This is a genomic window from Agrobacterium sp. 16-172Ci (assembly GCF_053522725.1).
Genome location: NZ_JBNWBW010000012.1, coordinates 92232 through 110500, shown reverse-complemented (window position 1 = coordinate 110500; position 18269 = coordinate 92232). Strand labels below are relative to the sequence as shown.

Sequence of the window (18269 nt, the reverse complement as noted above, 5' to 3'; positions counted from 1 at the left end):
TCAGTCCCCCGTTGCGAATCCACCTGTCTGATAGCACAGGTCAGATTGCAGCGACTATTCCAATCGAAATATTTCGGGTGCTGTGGTCGCGGTCAGTTTTGCGGTTCCAGCGCGCCTGCCGCGGCCTCGGTACGCGCGGCGGCCTCCTTTGCTTCCCGCTCGGCGCGGGAGGCCGCTTCCGGGTTGCTCGAACCGTCATAACCTCCCATGGCGCGTTCCCCGATGGCGATGTGGACATCCTTGAGCTGGACTATGACGAGGCCGGCGAGGATGGCTGCGCCGATAAGGAATACTGTTTTCCCGCTTATGGTCATTCGCCTCCACGCTTCGTGTTTGCCGGCGGAGGAAACAGCCGGCAAAACCGCCGCTCAGCGGGTCAGGAGGCCGACGCCTGTTTCCGCATCGAACAAATGCATATCGGACGGGTCGATGTCGAGGCCGATCGTTTCACCGGCTTTGACCGCGCTGCGTCCCTGCACCGCGATGACCAGTTCGGTGGAGGTTCCCGTGGTGAGGAAAGTGGCCGAGCCGGTCGTCTCCACCGCGGAAACCGGCAGCGTCAATGCCGCCCCGGCTGCTGCGGCCGGCCGGATATGTTCCGGCCTGATGCCGACGATCACATCCTTGCCGGGCGGCAGGGAGGCCGGATTCCCGATCGATTGCTGCGGCTCGCCTTCGCCGAACACGAGCTGAAGGGATGCGCCATCCGGGCTGACGGTCGCCGGAATGAAATTCATGGCCGGCGAGCCGATGAAGCCCGCAACGAAACGATTGGCCGGGCGGTCGTATAGTTCCAGCGGCGTGCCCTGCTGTTCGATCACGCCATCGCGCATGACGACGACATGATCGGCCATGGTCATCGCTTCGATCTGGTCATGCGTGACGTAGACCGAAGTGGCATGCAGGCGATCGTGCAGCGCGCGGATTTCCTTGCGCATGTGGACGCGCAGCGCCGCATCGAGATTGGAAAGCGGCTCATCGAACAGAAAGGCCTGCGGGTTGCGGATGATCGCCCGGCTCATGGCCACGCGCTGGCGCTGGCCGCCGGAAAGTTCGCGCGGATAACGCTTCATCAGCTTTGAAAGACCGGTCGTGGCCGCAACTTCTTCCGCCGCCTTGCGGGCCTCGGCCTTGGCGACGCCGCGCATTCGCAGCGAGTAGGTGAGATTTTCCTCCACGGTCATATGCGGGTAGAGTGCATAGGATTGGAACACCATGGCCACATCGCGCTTGCGCGGCGGCACGCCGTTCATGAGCGTGCCGGCAATGCGCATGTCGCCGGCCGATATGGTCTCCAGCCCGGCAAGCGAGCGCAGAAGCGTGGACTTGCCGCAGCCCGACGGGCCGACAAGTGCGACGAAAGTGCCCTTCTCGATGGAAAGGTTGATGTTCTTCAGCGCATGAAAGGCGCCGTAATATTTGTTGACGCCGGAAAGTTCGATCTGAAGGGTCATTTGAGCGCTCCTGAGGTCAGGCCGGATACGATGCGGCGCTGCAAGAGAATGAAGAGGGCAAGAATGGGCGTCACATACATGGTCGCATAGGCCATGATGTTGTTCCATTCGCTGGTATTGGGGCCCATGAAGGAATTGAGGCCGACGCTCGCCGGCTGCAATTCGGCCGCCTGGATCATCGATTTCGAATAGACGAACTCGCCGAAGGCCTGCATGAAGATGAGGATGGCGCTGACGAGAATGCCGTTTCTGGCAAGCGGCAACACGATGTTGAAGAAGGCACCGACCCGGGAATTGCCATCCACCAACGCTGCCTCTTCCAGCTCCTGCGGCACGGCCATGAAGGTGGCGCGCACAAGCACCACGAAGAAGGGCATGCTTTTCGCCGCAATGGCGAGGATGACCGACAGGCGCGGATAATCCAGAAGCCCGAATTGCGAGAAACCGACGAAGATTGGCGTGATCATCAGCGATGCCGGCAGAACCTGCAGCATGAGGATGAGGAACAGGCCGATATCCACCCAGACATTGCGATAGCGCGCCAGCACATAGGCACAGCCGACGCCGAGAATGGTGATCAGCAGCACCGCGCTCGAAGCGATCAGCACCGAATTCCACAGGTATCGGCCCATGTTGCGGCTGTTCCAGACATAGGCATAGGTCTGCCATTGCGGGTCCGTGGGCCAGAAGGCGGGCGGATTGGCGAACATTTCCGAGCCGCTTTTAAGCGAGGTCAGATACATCCAGTAAAGCGGGAAAAGGTAGATGATGGCGAGCGCGATGGCGATGGCCAGCATCAGACGGTTGCGGGTCGTGATGCTCATCCGCGCACCTCATGCCGTGTGGAGCGCACATAAACGATGGAGGCCAGCATGACGAAAACGATCATGATGACGGAGATCGTGGCGCCCTTGCCGAAATCATATTGTCGGAAGGACAGGTCCCAGGCCCAATATTGCGCCACGTTGGAGCTGTTATTCGGTCCGCCATCGGTAATGGCGGCGAAAAGATCGAATTGCTGCAGCGTGAAGATCAGGCCGAGCGAAACGATCGCACCGATGGTGGAGCGCATCATCGGCAGGGTGATGGTGTAGAAGCGCTGCCAGGCATTGGCGCCGTCCAGTTCCGCGGCTTCGTAGAGATCGCCGGGAATTGAGGCGAGACCGACGGAAAGCAGGATCATGTTGAAGGAGGTGCCGAGCCAGATATTGGCGATGACGACGGCCCAGAGCGAAAAATTCGCATCGGAGCGCCAGAAGATATTGCCCGATATCAGGCCGCTTTCCCGCAGGAAGAAATTCAAGACGCCGAAATCGCCCGAGAGAATCCAGTTCCAGATCGCGCCGACGACGAGGCCGGGCATGACCCATGACACGAGAAACAGGCCGCGCAGCCAGGTGGCGCCGGGAAAATTGACCCAGAAGAACAGCGCCAGACCGAAGCCGATGGCGAATTGCCCGGCAATCGAGGCCACGACAAAGGTGACAGTGTTGAAAAGGATCGGCAATGTTTCCGGCTGCCGGAACAGATCGACGTAATTCTTGAAGCCGACGAAGGGGCGCACGAAGGTGCCCAGACTGAACATGTCGACTTCCTGAAAGCTCATGACGATGTTGTAGATGAGCGGCAGCCCCGCCATGACGAACAGGAAGCCCAAAGGAAAGGCGACAAGGACGATATCGAAACCGCGACCGTCACTGAGGCTGGAAAACAGTTTTTTCATGAAACATCCTCGCAAGCTCCAGTCGGGGCCGCCGCCGCTTGTCGCGGCAGGCAGCCCCACCGGGAGGAACCCCTTGGGTGGAGGCCGGAGAAACCCGGCCGCCCGCCCAGATAGATCAGCCTTCAACCAGCTTTATCTTTTCAGCGGCCTGGTCGAGCGCGGCTTTCGGCGTCATCTGACCCGAAAGCGCACCCTGAATAGCATCCTGAATCGCCTTGGAAATCTTCGGCCATTCGGGCGAGGGGCCGCGCGGCTGCGCATATTTCAGCTGTTCCACGAAGGTCTTCAGCGCCTCATCCTTCAGCGCATTGCCGGTGGGCGGAACGGGAATATCCGAGCGCGCCGGCAACTGGCCGAAGTTCTTGAACATGTCCTTGTCCTTTGAGGCGAAGAACTCGATTGCCTTGAAGGCCTCTTCCGGATGTTTCGTCTTGGAGAAGATAGCCCAGTTATAGTCGCCCATGGCCGAAGACCGGGGGGCGTCGGGCGTGGGCACCGGCAGTAAAGCGACACCCCAGTCGAACTTGGCGTCCTTCAGCATGCGGTCGATTTCCCATGGGCCGGAAATGACCATGGCGGCGTTGCCGGCGTTGAAGGTGGCGGTGGAGTCCCACTGGCTGCGCGTCAGCGTATCCGGCGATGCCAGCTTTTCGTCCAGCATCAGCTTCCACGTTTCGAGCGCTTTGACCGCACCCTCGGTATTGATGTTCTTGTAGGTCGCGCCCGCCATTTGCGCCCAGGGCAGGAACTGGAAGGTGCCTTCCTCATTCGCCTTGGCGCTGAAGCTGATGCCATAGATGTTCTTCGAGGGGTCGGTCAGCTTGCGGGCCGCTTCCACCAGCTCGTCCCAGGTCTGCGGCGGTTTTGCCGCGTCCAGCCCAGCGGCCTTGAACAGGTCCTTGTTGTAATAAAGCGCAATCGTGTTCGTGGCCTTCGGCACGCCGAAATATTTGCCGTCCCACATCACCGATTTCAGCGGTCCCGGAAAATAATTCTCCGTCTTGATGATGTCCGACTTGGCGATCATGTCGGTCACATCGAGAAAGGCGCCGCGTGCGGCGAACATGGCGTGGTTGGGGTTGTCTATGGCGATGATGTCGGGCGCATTGCCGGTGGAATAGGCGCGCATGGATTCGCTCACCACATCATCGAACTGCAATTGCCGGTATTCGATCTTGATGCCGTTATTGAGCGCGTTGAACTCCTTGATGAGGTTCGGCGCCGGCTGGATATCGCGATCCAGCGACCAGAGGGTCAACGTCACATCTTCTGCTTGCGCCGCAATAGCGCCGGCGGATACGCCCGCCAGCATAAACGCGCCGGCCATCATGAATTTCGCGATACCCATAATCTCCTCCTCTTGGTTATCGTCTCTGCAATTTTCGAAAACCTTCTCCCAAAAGGCTTCCGTTATGTCGGATCGACGACGAAATCGCCGCCGCGGCATTTTTTCAGATAGTTCAGGCCATGCACCTGGCCCGTCATTTCCAGCGCATCGCGATAGACGGGGTCATGCCAGCCCTCGATATCAATGGAGCCGGACCAGCCGGCGAGGCGCAGTTCGGAAATAATGTCCGTCCAGTTGCTGTCGCCGAAGCCCGGCGTGCGCATGAAGACGAATTTTTCCTTGCCGAAAATGCCGTGCTCGCGAATGACGTCCCAGCGGATGGTCGCGTCCTTGCCGTGCACGTGGAAAATCTTGTCCGCCCATTTGCGGATCTGCGGCAGCGGGTCGATCAGATAGACCATCTGATGGCAGGGTTCCCATTCGATGCCGATATGCTCGTCCGGCGTTTCGTTGAACATCAGTTCCCATGCGTCGGGATTGTGCGCGATATTCCAGTCCCCGGTCTGCCAGTTGCCGTCCATGGCGCAGTTTTCAAAGGCGATCTTCACGCCCTTGTCGGCGGCGCGTTTTGCAAGCTCGCTCCAGATTTGCCTGTATCGGGGAAGGCTTTCCGGCAGCGGCCTGCCACGAAGCCGGCCCGTGAAACCCGCAATGCAGGTCGCGCCGAAATGGTGGGCATTGTCGATGCAGTGTTTCCAGCCCTGCAATGTCTCAAGGTCGATGTCGGTCTCCTCCAGCGGATTGCCGAACATGCCGAGCGTGCTGATGGTGATGTCGCGCTCGCCGATCGCCTCGCGGCAGCGCTTGCCGAGTTCGGCAAGGTCCTGGCCGTTGGTCGTCTGCCAGAAGAACGGCTCGAAGCTTTCAAAGCCGAGATCGGCGATCTGGCCGATGCGTTCGGCCGCCTGTCCCGTGGTGGCGCTGACCATGGTGCCGATGCGGATGGATGTTGCCGGATTACTCACGTCTTTCAGTCCTTATGCTGCAATGGAAACACGCTGGCCGAGGCGGGCGCTTTCAATCGCGCCGATCACCATGGCAAGGCTGTTGATGTTGTCGAAGGAGGCCGTTTCCGGCATCTCACCCGTGCGGATGGATTGAAGGAACGAGAGAATGACGCTGGCATGGCCACGCGTGTCCTTCTCGGAAATGGCTTCGGAAACGTTTACGGTCCTAGAGCCACGCAGAAGCCCCTGTTCGTCGCCGGCCACGGAGGCGGAGAAATGGTTTTCGCCATCCCAGAGGATCATGCCCTTGGAGCCGATCAGTCGCCAGCGCGCTTCCCAGCTGGTCCGCTCGCCTTCGGCGCACCAGGAGCCGCGATAGGTGAAGACGACATCATTCGAGAACTCGAAAATGGCGTTGGCGCTTGCGCCATGGGCATACCATGAGCCGGCCGGGTTCTTCTCCACGCAGAAGACGGAGAGGGGTTTTTCATTGGCGACAAAACGGGCCGCGTCGAAAGTGTGGATCGCCATGTCGAGAAGCAGGACGTTCTTCATCTCCTCGCGGAAGCCACCGAAATGCGGCCCAAGGAAAAAATCGCAATGGATGGCCGTCAAATCGCCGATAACGCCGTCTTCCAGCGCACGGCGCAGCCGCCGGATACCCGCCACAAACCGCCGGTTTTGTACAACGGCATGAACTTTGCCGGCTTTTTTCGCCAGTTCGACCAGCGTGGCGGCTTCCTCCATCGAGGCGGCAAGCGGCTTTTCGCTGAGCACATGGCACCCGGCCTCAAGACCGGCCTCAACCACGGCGAAGCGTGCCTGTGGGATGACGATATCAAAAAGGATGTCGGCTTTCGTTTCAGCGAGAACCTCGCGCAGATCCGTGCCGATGACCGCGTCGGTAAGGGCGAATTCCTCGGCAAGCGCGCGGGCCGTGTTCTCGTTCAGGTCGACCAGCCCGGCGATCCGGATCGCGCCGGCGATTTCCGGCGTGGATTGAATGGCGCGCAGCCAGCCTTTGGCCATGGCTCCGCACCCGCATAAAACGGCATTGAATGTCATCTCATCTCCCCGGACTCTTTCGCAAACTCCTCTTTGCGCAGAGTGTCGTAAACGTTTACGAGACTATGCCGATGATGTTAGATATGTCAAGACCGTTAAGGGGCGCGTCGATTGCGCGCCGGGCCTGGGAGGGGAGTGCATGAAAGGAATTCGTCAGCTTGCCGATTATCTGGAGATATCGATAGGCACTGTTTCCCGTGCCCTGAACGGTAAGCCGGATGTGAACGAAGAAACGCGGCGGCGTGTTCTGGAAGCGGCGGAAAAGCTGGGTTATGTCGCCAACCAGTCCGGTCGTAGCCTCAGGCAGGGAACCACCAATGTCATCGGGCTGATGACCGGCAGCGACGCGCAGACCGTGGAGAACTCCGACAACTTTTTCCTCGGTGTGACGGACGGTCTACAAAGCGTGTTTTCCGGACATAATCTCGATCTCATCGTTCTGCCCTGTCCGGGGGAAGAGGATCCGGATGAATATCTGAAGCGCATGGTGGCGCGCCGCATGGTGGATGCGATGATCATTTCCGCGACGCGGCGGATAGACAAACGTGTGGATTTCCTGAAGCAGACCCGGCTGCCTTTCGTGGCGCTCGGACGGACCGCTTCCAGCGACACTCACGCCTGGATCGACCTCGATTTCGAGGGCGTCGCGAAAAATGCGGTCGACCGCCTTGCCGCCGCCGGGCATCGTTCGATTGCGGTGGCGGTGCCAGACAGCGATATCAATCTCGGATATGTTTTTCTGGAAGGATACAGGCGCGCGCTGGAAGACAATGGCATCGCCTACGATTCCTCGCTGGTCATCCGCGCGAAATCGAGCGAGCAGGGTGGTTATCACGCCGCCAGCGAGTGGCTGCAGATGCGGCCCCGGCCAACGGCGATCGTGCTGATCTACGAATTGATGGCGGTCGGTCTTTATCGCCGGCTTGCGGAAGTGGGGCTGAAACCGGGGCGCGATCTCGCCGTCATCGGCTTCCGCGATGGCCCGCGCGGCCAGTTTCTGGAACCGCGGCTGACCAGTTTCCGCATGTCCCTGCATGATCTCGGCGTGACGGTCGCCCAGACGCTGCTATCGACCATGCCGGCCTACGCGCCCTTTTACCCCGATCAGGCCCGCCATTGCGTGTGGCCCATGCTTCTGGTGGCCGGCGAGAGCGATCCTTCCCCATAAGGCCGCAGGCGGGCGTTAAAGCTTGAGGCCATCAACGCTCACGACGCCGAAAGGATTGAATTTATATTCGTCTTCCTCATACCGTGTGTCGTCTGAGAGGGAGGCGCCACGGCCCTTCAGTGTGGCTTCAACGCCTTCACGCGCCATTTGCTCGGCGATATCGTCTATCAAGGCGGCTATCTTCAGCTGTTCGGCGTTCGTAGATGGCTGGTCTTGGTCTTTTTTGGTGAAGCGTATCTGCACATCGGGCAGGCCGATCAGGTGAAACCCAACGCTCGTCATGCCTTCGGCATCGTCTCCTATGGGGCGGCGTGCGAAAGCCAGACGACAGGTTCTGGCAAGCGCCATCCCGTCATCGGCCGCCGCCTCGCCACGCGACTGCTCGTAAAGCTGCTTCCAGCGCCTTGCGCCATGGGCGACGCCCGCACTTTCACCCTTCACGGCGACAGCGCCGTGATCGAGCATGTGCTGTACGAATCTGAGGGCCTTTGCGGATGTCTTCACAGCTGTGTCGGCATCCATGGATGGGCTGAGCACATAAAGAACCGAGCCGTGCGCGGCGACGGCTGCCTCATCCTCCGGCTGGTAGGCATCGGGGTCGACGCGATCCCAGCAGACATTGAACGAACGTTCCATCCGGTCGTCCGCCTCATCCTGTGAATAATCCTCGTCGAGACTGAAATCGGGCGCAAAATCATCGATGGCGGCGCGGGCGCTCTTCTGCAGCGCCGCCAGCCCATTTTCCGTGCCAAGAAAGCAGAGGATATGCCGGGGTTTGTATTCGGAACGGGATTCGGCAAAGGCTGCAGGCTTGCCCGCTGCTGCGCCGAGAGACGGCCTTGCCAGCACAAGGCCGCCCAGAAATGCGAGAACGCCACGACGCCCGGAATTCATTCAATACCCCCAAGGTTTCCATCGACAGGACGAGGGGGTTTTACACCGGCATATGTCATTCCGGCCATATCGCCGTTGATGTTTTTTAGCGTTTCAGCAGTCGCGGTGCAGTGCAGAGGCATACTCACGGTCCGCAGGATCAGCCTTCGGGCTGCGCTGCCGCGTCAGCCGCCATATTGGTCATCTGTCACCTGTTCCATCCAGTCCACCACCTTGCCATCCTTGACCTCCTGAAGTGCAATATGGGTCATGGCGACATCGGGTGCGGCCCCGTGCCAGTGCCTTTCGCCCGGCGCGAACCAGACGGTATCACCGGGACGGATTTCCTCCACCGGGCCGCCTTCGCGCTGCGCCCGGCCAAAGCCGGAAACCACAATCAGGGTCTGGCCGAGGGGATGGGTGTGCCAGGCGGTGCGGGCGCCGGGTTCGAAGGTGACCTGAGCGCCCTGAACCCGCTCGGCATCAAAGGGGTTGAAGAGGGGATCGATGCGGACCTGACCCGTGAACCATGCCTCGGGGCCTTTCGCCGATGCCCGTGTTCCTGCGCGTAATATTTCCATTGGTCGTTCTCCTGATGGCTGACTCGAGGCGATTTGAAGCGGGAACCCTCCCATTGTCTACAGTGAAATGAAAATCGACATGATCTGCCGGGCAAGGACATTTTCCGAAGCTCCATGCTGCGCCGGGCTCGGCGCATGGCTCGATTTTTCAAGCCTTTTCCGCCGGTCGGAACTGTTCATCCGCCGCCGTTCTACGCCCTTCGATAAAAATCATTCTCGGGATTGACTCATTTATGAAAACGGTTACATTTTCAGATGTAAACGGTTTCATTAGTTAAAAACCGTGCTTGGAGGAGCAAATTTCATGTTTAGACATTTGATGGCTGCTGCCGCGATGGTGCTGGCGGCGGGCACGTCGGCGCATGCCCAGGAGCAGAGCTTCAAGATCGGTCTTTCCAATTCTTTCGTCGGCAGCGAATGGCGCACGCAGATGATCGAAGAGGCTCAGGCTGCCGCCAAAGCCTGGGGCGAAAAGGGCGTCAAGGTTGAGGTTGTCGTTCAGAGCGGCAATGTTGATGTGCAGGGGCAAATCGGCCATATCCGCAATTTCATGAACCAGGGCGTGGATGCTATCCTCATCAATCCGGGCAGCCCGACGGCCTTCGATCCGATCTTCGCGCAGGCCAAGGCGCGCAACATTCTCGTCATCGCAACCGACGCCGAAGTGTCCTCGAAGGATGCGATCTATGTCGGCATCGACCAGAAGGCATGGGCGGCGCAATCCGCGCAATGGCTTGCGGATGCGCTGAAGGGCAAGGGAAGCGTCGTCGCCATCAACGGCATCGCCGGCAACCCCGCCAACGAAGCCCGCGTTGCCGGTTATCGCGAAGTGTTCAAGAAATACCCTGACATCAAGGTACTGAACGAAGCCAATGCGAGCTGGGATCAGGCGCAGGGCCAGCAGGCCATGCAGAACCTTCTCGCCACCTATCCCGATATCAGCGGTGTGTGGGTGCAGGACGGCATGGCGGACGGCGCATGGCGCGCCATCGAAGCCGCCGGCAAGACCAAGGACATTGCCGCGACCGGTGAAATCCGCAAGGACTTCATGACCCGCTGGGAAAAGGAAAAGTTCAATTCCGGCGCTTCGGTCAATCCTCCGGGTGTCATGGCCAGCGCGCTCAACGTCGCTGTCCTGAAGCTGCAGGGCAAGGAATTCAAGGACGGTATTTTCGGCGGCACCTATGGTAACGCCATCTATATTCCGATCCCCTTCGTCAGCAATGACAACCTTGCCGACAACATCAAGGCTGCCGATGGCAAGCCGGGCTACTGGTCCGTCACGGCGACCGTGACGCCGGAGCAGGCTGGCGAGTTCTTCAAGTAAGAGCCGTTTCGGGTCGGCGGCGAACGCCGGCCCGAACCACAATTTCGAGTGCGGACCGGGCCTTGGCCATCCGCCTGTGACAAGCATTATTCGGGGACATGCGATGGCGAACGCTTTGGAAGCGGCCGGCATAACGAAGAATTTTGGCGCGGTACGCGCGCTTTCCGACGGCAGGCTGACGGTTGGTCGCGGTGAAATTCACGCCCTTCTGGGCGCCAATGGCTGCGGCAAGAGCACGCTCTGCAAGATCGTTGCGGGCGCGGTCGCGCCGACCAGCGGCACGATCAGGTTCAACGGTGAAGACGTGCGCTTCAAAAGCCCGCGGGATGCCGAAAATGCCGGTATTGCGCTGTTTTATCAGGAACTCAGCCTCGTTCCGCAGCTTTCTGTCGCCGACAATATCTTTCTCGGCCGCGAGCCGAAACGCGGCATCTTTGTCGAAGGCAAGGCGCTGAAGGCCGAAGCGGCGAGACTGATCGCGCTGTTCGACGGCGTGGCAGGCGAAGGGCTGGAGCCGGATGCGATTGTCGGCAATCTGCCGCCCGATCAGCGCCAGCTTGTCGAAATCCTCAAGGTCTTCGCGCAGAATGCCAGCCTGATGATCATGGACGAGGCGACGGCGGCGCTCGATGGCCGCCAGTCCCAGCGTTTTTTCGAGATACTCCGGGCCAAGAAGGCCGACGGTGTCTCCACCATCATGATTTCCCATCGTCTCGACGAGGTTTTCGCCGTCTGCGACCGCATCACCGTGATGCGCAACGGCGCGACGATTTCCGAACTCGATACGGCAGCCACCACCCGTGAGGCCGTCGTGCATGACATGGTCGGCGATGTTCGGGCCGCTCCTGCCCGTCAGAACGGGCGTTCGGCTGCTGCGCCGAGCCTGAAGCTTACGGATGTGGCGGGTGAGGGCGTTCGCGGTGTCACTCTGGAAGCCTATCCGGGCCAAATCGTCGGTCTGGCCGGCCTGCAGGGTCAGGGCCAGTCGGCCTTGCTGAAGGGTCTTTTCGGTGCCAACCCATTTGCCTCAGGCCAAATCCGGTTTGAGGGTCGTGAAATCACCATCGGCAAGCCTTCGCAGGCGGTTCACAGTGGTTTCGCCTATGTCTCTGGCGACCGCGGGCGTGACGCTTCCCTGCAGGGCCGGTCGATCTTCGAAAATCTCGTCGCGGCGCTGATGGTGCGCGAAAAGATTCGGCTGGTCCGTCCCGCGACGCTGAAGCCGCGCGTGCAGAAGGTCGCGGACGACATGAAGACGAAGTTCGCCGGCCTCGATATGCCGATCGGCACGCTTTCGGGCGGCAACCAGCAGAAAATCTTTATCTCCCGCTGGCTCGCCACCGCACCGAAACTGCTGCTGCTCGACGATCCGACCAAGGGCATCGATCTTGGCGCGAAGGCCGATCTCTTCGCCCTGATGCGGCAACAGGCCGATGCCGGCGCGACCATCCTTCTTTATTCCTCGGAGGATGCGGAAATCCTCGAATATGCCGACCGCATTCTTGTGTTCAACGGTGGACGCATTTCTGCGGAACTGACCGGAGCCGACATGACATCCGTAAACATGACCCGCGCCGCTTATGGAGATGCCGCATGAGCGCCTCCGGTTTTCTGCGCAGGCAGCCATGGGTCATCACCCTCGTCGTACTGGCGCTTCTCATCGCCGTGAACACGTTTCTGCAACCCTCCTTCGTTCAGCCCTCCGTGCTGCAATCGAACCTGACGACTTTTCTGCCGCTGATCCTGGTCGCCATTGGCCAGACCTATGTCATTCTGGCGGGCGATATCGATCTGTCGGTTGGTAGTATCGTGGCGCTTGCCAATGTCGTCACCGTCAGTGTCATCGCAGCACTCGGCGGCACGACGGGCGCTGTCTTCGCCGGCATGGCGGCGGGTGCGGCTGTCGGGTTGCTTTGTGGGCTGGTCAATGGCCTCTTCATATCCGGCCTGCGCTTCCAGCCAATCGTCACCACCTTCGCCACCGGCATCATCTTCGCCGGGCTGGCGATCTGGGTGCTGCCGCAGGCGGGCCTTCCGGTGCCGGAAGCCTATTGGCAGACCTATTCCGGCAGCTTCATCGGCTTGCCCTTCGTGCTGTGGGTGCTGATTGGGGGCATTGCCTTCACCCTCATCGTGTCGCGCATTCCATTTCATACGCACCTGTTGGCCGTTGGCGGCAATCGAACTGGAGCCTTCCAGACGGGTTTGCGCCTTTCGGGTATCCGCATCGGCGCATACATGATCTCCGGCCTGTTCTCGGCGCTGGCAGCGCTGTGCCTGACGGGGGAGACGGCCTCGGGCGATCCGCTGCTCGGTGCAAGTCTGGCGTTGTCTTCCATCTCGGCCGTGGTTCTGGGCGGCACCGCACTTTCGGGCGGTTTCGGCAGCTCGACAGGGTCGATTGCCGGCGCGCTGGTGCTCGGCATGATCGGTAATGTGATTTTCTTTGCGGGCCTGCCCTTCGAGTACCAGACACTGGTGCAGGGTTTGATCGTGCTGACGGCGCTCGCCGGCGGTGTTCTGGTGACGAGGCGTTGATATGACCAATCCCGGCTTGCAACTCAAAACCCTCCTTACCGATCCCCTCACCATCGCCATTGGCGCATCGGTCTTCCTGCTGCTGGTCGGGGAATTGTTGTCGCCCGGCTTCGCACAGGGCTCGCAGATTGTGCGGCTGCTGACGATTGCCGCCATTCTCGGCATCGTCGCGGCGGGCCAGAACCTCGTCATCCTCGGCGGCCGTGAAGGCATCGACCTTTCCGTCGGCGCGATGATTTCGCTCGGCGCCGTTCTTGCCGGCAATATGATGAACGGCCAGAATGCGGGCATTCCGCTTGCCATTCTCGTTGCCGGCGGCATCCCCTTCCTGATCGGCCTCATCAACGGTCTCGGCATCACTTTCGTGCGCATTCCGCCGTTGGTCATGACGCTTGGCATGACGGCGGTTATTCAGGGTGGGCTGGTCGTCTATTCGCAGGGCGTTCCATCAGGTGCGGCCGCACCCCTGCTGGCGGGCTTCATCAACCGGCCGCTCATCTTCGGCATTCCCGGCGTGCTTTTCGTCTGGCTGGGCATCGCCGCGATCATGCTGTTCGTGCTGCGCCGCACTGCCTTCGGTTTCGCCATTTATGCCATCGGCTCGAACGAGCGGGCGGCGACGCTCACCGGATTGCCGGTTTCCCTGATCCGTACGCTGCTTTATGGGCTTTCCGGCCTGTTTGCCGGGCTGACCGGGGTTTGTGTGATCGGTTACACCGGCACGTCCTTCATCTCCGTCGGTGACCAATATGTGCTTACGTCGATCATCGCGGTCGTCATCGGCGGCACTTCGCTTGCCGGCGGTGCGGGCGGATATGTCGGAACCATGGCCGGGGCTGTTGCGCTCACCATTCTGCAAAGCGTACTGATAACGCTCAACCTCGATGTATGGGCACGGCAGATCATATTCGGTGTCACGTTGCTAGCGCTGATGCTGCTTTATGGCCGCCAAAAGCAGTTGCGTGTGTGACAGATGAGCAAAGACCAAGGTTCGAATATCAGGGAAGTGGCAGCTCTCGCGGGCGTTTCCATCGCGACCGTATCGCGGGCGCTGCAGCAACCCGACAAGGTTCGCCCGGAAACCCGCAAGAAGGTTTTCGACGCCGTCCGGCAAGCGAACTTCGTTCCCAATGCGCAGGCGGCGAGCTTCCGGCGTCAGTCCAACAACACCGTCATCCTTCTCGTTCGCGATATCGGTAACCCGTTTTATCTCGAAATCTACAAGGGCGTTGAGGAAGCGGCGGGCGAAGCGGGCTACAAGGTGCTGATGGGCGACGCCCGCAACGATGAGAACCGCGTGGCGACCCATATCGACATGGTGCGCCAGAAACATGCCGACGGCCTGATCCTGATGACCGGCCAGTTTCCCGCCGAGCTTCTCGAACAGGGCGATGCGCTGCCGCCGATCGTGATCGCGTCGGAAACGGTGCCCGGCCTCGCTCTGCCGACCGTCAAGGTGGACAACCGCGCCGCCTCCCAAAACGCCATGTGCCACCTCATCGACGCTGGACATCAAAGGATCGTGCATCTGGCCGGTCCGGTTCCGGAAAGTCTGGCGCAGGAGCGTTTCGATGGTTATCGCGCGGCACTTGCCGAAGCCGGCATCGCTTATGACGACGAACTTGTCGTGACGGGCGATTACAGCATCGAGGCCGGCCGTCAGGCGATTGCGTCTCTTCTCGAAGGTCGCATCGCCTTCACCGCGATTTTCGCATCGAGCGACCAGATGGCGATTGGCGCGATCAGCGAATTGCGTGCGCGCGGCGTTTCGGTTCCGGCCGATGTCTCCGTCATCGGCTTCGATGACATCATTTTCGCCAATGCGTTTGAGCCGCCGCTGACGACGGTGCGCCAGCCTCGCCAGGAGATGGGCCGCAAGGCCATGGCGCTGATGGTGGACCGGCTGAACGGAAAGCGGACGGCCGAGACCATCGTGCTGGATACGGAACTGGTGGTGCGCGGCTCGGTCGCGCCCTGCCGCCCGCCGCATCGGTAGCGGCCAGACTGTGAATGCAAGGAGTGTAAGGACATGAAGACGATCAAAGGCCCGGCGATTTTCCTCGCGCAATTTGCCGGAGACGAGGCCCCTTTCGACACGCTCGACAATCTCGGCCAATGGGCGGCTTCCCTCGGTTACAAGGGCATTCAGGTGCCGACCGATCCCAGACTCTTCGATCTTGAGAAAGCCGCTGCATCCAAGACCTATTGCGACGATATCAAGGGCCGGCTGGCGCAAATGGGTATCGAGATCACCGAGCTTTCGACCCATATTCAGGGCCAGCTCGTGGCCGTTCACCCGGCCTATGACGAAATGTTCGACGGTTTTGCGCCCGCTGAACTGCGCGGCAAACCGCAGGCGCGGCAGGAATGGGCGGTGAACCAGCTGAAATACGCGGCGAAAGCCTCGCAGCATCTCGGCCTCAAAAGCCACGCCAGTTTCTCCGGCGCACTCGCCTGGCCCTTCGTTTACCCCTGGCCGCAGCGCCCGGCGGGCCTCGTTGAACTGGCATTTGCGGAGCTGGGCAAACGCTGGACCCCTATTCTCGATGCCTTCGAGGAGAATGGCATCGATCTCTGCTACGAACTGCATCCGGGCGAAGATCTGCATGACGGCGTCACCTTCGAGCGTTTCCTCGAGGCGACCGGCAATCACCCGCGCGCCAACATCCTCTACGATCCCTCCCACTTCGTCCTTCAGGCGATGGATTATCTCGATTTCATCGACATCTACCACGAGCGCATCCGCGCCTTTCACGTCAAGGACGCCGAGTTCAATCCGACTGGCCGTTCCGGCGTTTATGGCGGTTATCAAGGCTGGGTCGACCGGCCGGGGCGGTTCCGCTCGCTTGGCGACGGGCATGTCGATTTCGGCGCGGTTTTTTCCAAGCTCACCCAATATGACTTCGATGGCTGGGCGGTGCTGGAGTGGGAATGTGCGCTGAAGCATCCGGAAGACGGCGCGCGCGAAGGTGCCGGCTTCATTGAAAACCATATCATCCGCGTGACCGAACGGGCTTTCGACGATTTCGCCAAGAGTGGCATCGATGATGCCGCCAATCGTCGCCTTCTTGGACTTTGAAAGGGATAGCCATGTCCTCCGCTACAAAGAAATTCGATAGCCGCCGTATCCGTCTCGGCATGGTCGGTGGTGGTCAGGGCGCCTTTATCGGTGCTGTGCACCGCATCGCGGCCCGGCTGGATGACCGTTATGAGCTGGTGGCCGGCGCGCTTTCCTCCGACCCGACACGTGCTGCCGCTTCGGCGACCCTGCTCGGCATTGCACCGGAGCGGTCCTATGCTTCATTCGAGGACATGGCGGCGGCCGAGGCTGGTCGGGAGGACGGCATCGAGGCGGTCGCTATCGTCACGCCGAACCATCTGCATTTCGCCCCGTCCAAGGCCTTTCTCGACGCCGGTATCCACGTCATCTGCGACAAGCCGGTTACCGCGACGCTGGAGGAAGCGAAGGCACTGGCCGAGATCGTCAGGGCATCCGACAGCCTGTTCATCCTGACGCATAATTACACCGGCTACGCGATGCTGCGGCAGATGCGGGAAATGGTGGCGCGTGGCGACATCGGCAAGCTGCGCCATGTCCAGGCTGAATATGCGCAGGACTGGCTGACCGAAGCCGTTGAAAAGACCGGCGCAAAGGGAGCGGAATGGCGCACGGACCCCAGCCGTTCCGGCGCTGGCGGGGCAATCGGCGATATCGGAACCCATGCCTTCAACGCTGCTGCCTTTGTGACGGGTGAAATCCCGACAAGCCTTTATGCCGATCTGACGTCGTTCGTTCCGGGCCGACAGCTGGATGACAGCGCCAATATTCTGCTTCGTTATTCAAGCGGCGCAAAAGGCATGCTCTGGGCGAGCCAGATCGCGGTTGGCAACGAAAACGCCCTGTCGCTCCGGGTCTATGGCGACAAGGGCGGGCTTGAATGGCACCACCGGGTGCCGGATGAGTTGTGGTTCACGCCTTATGGCGAGCCGAAGCGGCTGATCACCCGCAATGGCGCGGGTGCAGGCGATGCCGCCAACCGCGTCAGCCGTGTGCCATCGGGGCACCCGGAAGGATATCTCGAGGGTTTTGCGACGATCTACCGCGAAGCCGCAGATGCAATCATTGCAAAGAGGGAGGGAAAAACGGCCGCCGGGGATGTGATTTATCCCGGCATAGAGGACGGCCTTGCGGGTCTCGCATTCATCGATGCGGCCGTCCGGTCCAGTCGGACCTCGTCCTGGGTCGGGATCGACATCTAGCTCGCCCAATATCGGGCACGGACGACGCAGGGCACAGGAGGCGGTGCCCGACATGACCCGGCCAGACGGCCGGGAAAGGCGAGGGCACGCGTGTCGTCACATTGATCAAACGGAAAGGGAGTTACGCGTTTGAAAACGTTCAAGTCAAAATTCGCTGGCATGGCAGTCGTTGTCGCATTGGCGGCCGGTTTCGCAAATCCGGTTTTTGCCGATGACAGCAAGACGCTGCCGATTGCCGCGCAGATGTACACCCTGCGCAATTCCGGAACGCTGGAAGAACAGCTTGCCATTCTCAACCGCGCCGGCGTCTCCGCCGTGGAAACGGTGGATATGCAGAAGGTCAGCGCCGGCGAACTGAACACGCTGCTGGAAAAGCACAAGATCAAGGTCATTTCCTCGCATGTGCCGATCGACAAGCTGCGCGGCAATCTCGATGCGGTCATCACCGAGCAGAAGGCTGTCGGCAATCCGGTCGTTACCGTGCCGTTCCTGAAGCCGGAAGACCGCCCGAAGGACGCCGCCGGCTGGACCGCCTTCGGCAAGGAGCTTGGCGGTTACGCGGACAAGCTTTCCGCAGCAGGCCTCTCCATGGCCTATCACAACCACGACTTCGAGATGGTCAAATTCGATGGCAAGACGGCGCTTGAGCTGCTGCTCGATGCCGCCGGCCCGAAACTGCAGGCCGAAGTCGATGTCGCCTGGGTGGCGCGCAGCGGCAATGATCCGGCCGAATTCCTCGGCACGTTGAAGGGCAAGGTTTTCGCCATCCACGCCAAGGACAATGCACCGGCCGGCACGGCGGAAAACGAGCGCGGCTTCGCCACACTCGGCACCGGCGTTCTCGACTGGAAAACGATCCTGCCGGCGGCCAAACATGCCGGCGCAAAATGGTTCATCCTTGAACACGATCTTCCGCTCGATGCTGAAGCCGTCGTGACCAAGGGCAACGCGTTCCTCAATGAACGCCTTCCGACCATTCAGTAAA

General features: G+C 60.5%; 18 protein-coding genes. 9 read left to right on the top strand and 9 right to left on the bottom strand.

The features are described from left to right. Window positions 1-92: 92 nt before the first annotated feature. From ACQZ40_RS13260 to ACQZ40_RS13230, 7 genes are all read right to left on the bottom strand, one after another. On the bottom strand, window positions 93-314 hold the full coding sequence (locus ACQZ40_RS13260) for a hypothetical protein (protein ID WP_448748127.1): 222 nt from the start codon (window positions 312-314) through the stop codon (window positions 93-95). A gap of 54 nt (window positions 315-368) precedes the next feature. Next, window positions 369-1454 (bottom strand): ABC transporter ATP-binding protein, encoded by a 1086-nt coding sequence (locus tag ACQZ40_RS13255; RefSeq protein WP_125146421.1) that lies wholly within the window; start codon window positions 1452-1454, stop codon window positions 369-371. Next, window positions 1451-2278, bottom strand: a complete 828-nt coding sequence (locus tag ACQZ40_RS13250; protein WP_448748126.1) for a carbohydrate ABC transporter permease — start codon at window positions 2276-2278, stop codon at window positions 1451-1453. The genes ACQZ40_RS13255 and ACQZ40_RS13250 overlap by 4 nt, the downstream gene beginning before the upstream one ends. After that, window positions 2275-3177 carry a carbohydrate ABC transporter permease gene (locus tag ACQZ40_RS13245; RefSeq protein WP_448748125.1) on the bottom strand — a complete coding sequence of 301 codons (903 nt, stop codon included), beginning with the start codon at window positions 3175-3177 and terminating at the stop codon, window positions 2275-2277. Before ACQZ40_RS13245 ends, ACQZ40_RS13250 begins: the two co-directional genes overlap by 4 nt. Window positions 3178-3292: 115 nt before the next feature. Beyond that, a complete protein-coding gene (locus ACQZ40_RS13240; RefSeq protein ID WP_448748124.1) occupies window positions 3293-4525 on the bottom strand; it encodes an ABC transporter substrate-binding protein in 1233 nt (410 codons plus the stop codon). Between the two features lie 62 nt (window positions 4526-4587). Continuing rightward, entirely contained in the window at window positions 4588-5490 is a 903-nt protein-coding gene (locus ACQZ40_RS13235; protein ID WP_448748123.1) for a sugar phosphate isomerase/epimerase family protein, read from the bottom strand. Between the two features lie 12 nt (window positions 5491-5502). Further along, on the bottom strand, window positions 5503-6537 hold the full coding sequence (locus ACQZ40_RS13230; RefSeq protein ID WP_448748122.1) for a Gfo/Idh/MocA family protein: 1035 nt from the start codon (window positions 6535-6537) through the stop codon (window positions 5503-5505). Between the two features lie 139 nt (window positions 6538-6676). On the opposite strand from ACQZ40_RS13230, the gene ACQZ40_RS13225 reads away from it, so the two are divergent. After that, on the top strand, window positions 6677-7705 hold the full coding sequence (locus tag ACQZ40_RS13225; protein ID WP_433823989.1) for a LacI family DNA-binding transcriptional regulator: 1029 nt from the start codon (window positions 6677-6679) through the stop codon (window positions 7703-7705). A gap of 15 nt (window positions 7706-7720) precedes the next feature. On the opposite strand, the gene ACQZ40_RS13220 is transcribed toward ACQZ40_RS13225, so the two are convergent. Together ACQZ40_RS13220 and ACQZ40_RS13215 are read right to left on the bottom strand one after the other, a co-directional pair. Next, window positions 7721-8599, bottom strand: a complete 879-nt coding sequence (locus ACQZ40_RS13220) for a hypothetical protein (protein WP_448748121.1) — start codon at window positions 8597-8599, stop codon at window positions 7721-7723. A 164-nt stretch (window positions 8600-8763) separates the two neighbouring features. Next, window positions 8764-9159, bottom strand: coding sequence for a (R)-mandelonitrile lyase (locus ACQZ40_RS13215; RefSeq protein ID WP_080853655.1), 396 nt, complete (start codon window positions 9157-9159; stop codon window positions 8764-8766). A gap of 304 nt (window positions 9160-9463) precedes the next feature. On the opposite strand from ACQZ40_RS13215, the gene ACQZ40_RS13210 reads away from it, so the two are divergent. From ACQZ40_RS13210 to ACQZ40_RS13175, 8 genes are all read left to right on the top strand, one after another. Then, the gene (locus ACQZ40_RS13210; RefSeq protein WP_078053299.1) at window positions 9464-10486 is read left to right on the top strand and encodes a substrate-binding domain-containing protein; all 1023 of its coding nucleotides are present in this window, start codon (window positions 9464-9466) and stop codon (window positions 10484-10486) included. Between the two features lie 103 nt (window positions 10487-10589). Then, window positions 10590-12083, top strand: a complete 1494-nt coding sequence (locus ACQZ40_RS13205) for a sugar ABC transporter ATP-binding protein (protein WP_448748120.1) — start codon at window positions 10590-10592, stop codon at window positions 12081-12083. Next, window positions 12080-13024 (top strand): ABC transporter permease, encoded by a 945-nt coding sequence (locus tag ACQZ40_RS13200; RefSeq protein WP_046800969.1) that lies wholly within the window; start codon window positions 12080-12082, stop codon window positions 13022-13024. Before ACQZ40_RS13205 ends, ACQZ40_RS13200 begins: the two co-directional genes overlap by 4 nt. A 1-nt stretch (window position 13025) precedes the next feature. Next, a complete protein-coding gene (locus ACQZ40_RS13195) occupies window positions 13026-13994 on the top strand; it encodes an ABC transporter permease (protein WP_448748119.1) in 969 nt (322 codons plus the stop codon). 3 nt (window positions 13995-13997) lie between these two features. Beyond that, window positions 13998-15020: a LacI family DNA-binding transcriptional regulator gene (locus ACQZ40_RS13190; RefSeq protein WP_448748118.1), complete on the top strand. Its 1023-nt coding sequence runs from the start codon at window positions 13998-14000 to the stop codon at window positions 15018-15020. A 33-nt stretch (window positions 15021-15053) separates the two neighbouring features. Next, window positions 15054-16103 (top strand): sugar phosphate isomerase/epimerase family protein, encoded by a 1050-nt coding sequence (locus ACQZ40_RS13185; protein ID WP_448748117.1) that lies wholly within the window; start codon window positions 15054-15056, stop codon window positions 16101-16103. 11 nt (window positions 16104-16114) lie between these two features. After that, on the top strand, window positions 16115-17284 hold the full coding sequence (locus ACQZ40_RS13180) for a Gfo/Idh/MocA family protein (RefSeq protein ID WP_080857830.1): 1170 nt from the start codon (window positions 16115-16117) through the stop codon (window positions 17282-17284). Between the two features lie 129 nt (window positions 17285-17413). Beyond that, window positions 17414-18268 (top strand): sugar phosphate isomerase/epimerase family protein, encoded by an 855-nt coding sequence (locus tag ACQZ40_RS13175; RefSeq protein WP_448748116.1) that lies wholly within the window; start codon window positions 17414-17416, stop codon window positions 18266-18268. Window position 18269: the final 1 nt, after the last annotated feature.

What these genes read in the sequence shown, in the direction of transcription:
- ACQZ40_RS13260 (WP_448748127.1), bottom strand. Translation starts at nt 314, where the DNA reads ATGACCATAAGCGGGAAAACAGTATTCCTTATCGGCGCAGCCATCCTC.
- ACQZ40_RS13255 (WP_125146421.1), bottom strand. Translation starts at nt 1,454, where the DNA reads ATGACCCTTCAGATCGAACTTTCCGGCGTCAACAAATATTACGGCGCC.
- ACQZ40_RS13250 (WP_448748126.1), bottom strand. Translation starts at nt 2,278, where the DNA reads ATGAGCATCACGACCCGCAACCGTCTGATGCTGGCCATCGCCATCGCG.
- ACQZ40_RS13245 (WP_448748125.1), bottom strand. Translation starts at nt 3,177, where the DNA reads ATGAAAAAACTGTTTTCCAGCCTCAGTGACGGTCGCGGTTTCGATATC.
- ACQZ40_RS13240 (WP_448748124.1), bottom strand. Translation starts at nt 4,525, where the DNA reads ATGGGTATCGCGAAATTCATGATGGCCGGCGCGTTTATGCTGGCGGGC.
- ACQZ40_RS13230 (WP_448748122.1), bottom strand. Translation starts at nt 6,537, where the DNA reads ATGACATTCAATGCCGTTTTATGCGGGTGCGGAGCCATGGCCAAAGGC.
- ACQZ40_RS13225 (WP_433823989.1), top strand. Translation starts at nt 6,677, where the DNA reads ATGAAAGGAATTCGTCAGCTTGCCGATTATCTGGAGATATCGATAGGC.
- ACQZ40_RS13220 (WP_448748121.1), bottom strand. Translation starts at nt 8,599, where the DNA reads ATGAATTCCGGGCGTCGTGGCGTTCTCGCATTTCTGGGCGGCCTTGTG.
- ACQZ40_RS13215 (WP_080853655.1), bottom strand. Translation starts at nt 9,159, where the DNA reads ATGGAAATATTACGCGCAGGAACACGGGCATCGGCGAAAGGCCCCGAG.
- ACQZ40_RS13210 (WP_078053299.1), top strand. Translation starts at nt 9,464, where the DNA reads ATGTTTAGACATTTGATGGCTGCTGCCGCGATGGTGCTGGCGGCGGGC.
- ACQZ40_RS13205 (WP_448748120.1), top strand. Translation starts at nt 10,590, where the DNA reads ATGGCGAACGCTTTGGAAGCGGCCGGCATAACGAAGAATTTTGGCGCG.
- ACQZ40_RS13200 (WP_046800969.1), top strand. Translation starts at nt 12,080, where the DNA reads ATGAGCGCCTCCGGTTTTCTGCGCAGGCAGCCATGGGTCATCACCCTC.
- ACQZ40_RS13195 (WP_448748119.1), top strand. Translation starts at nt 13,026, where the DNA reads ATGACCAATCCCGGCTTGCAACTCAAAACCCTCCTTACCGATCCCCTC.
- ACQZ40_RS13190 (WP_448748118.1), top strand. Translation starts at nt 13,998, where the DNA reads ATGAGCAAAGACCAAGGTTCGAATATCAGGGAAGTGGCAGCTCTCGCG.
- ACQZ40_RS13185 (WP_448748117.1), top strand. Translation starts at nt 15,054, where the DNA reads ATGAAGACGATCAAAGGCCCGGCGATTTTCCTCGCGCAATTTGCCGGA.
- ACQZ40_RS13180 (WP_080857830.1), top strand. Translation starts at nt 16,115, where the DNA reads ATGTCCTCCGCTACAAAGAAATTCGATAGCCGCCGTATCCGTCTCGGC.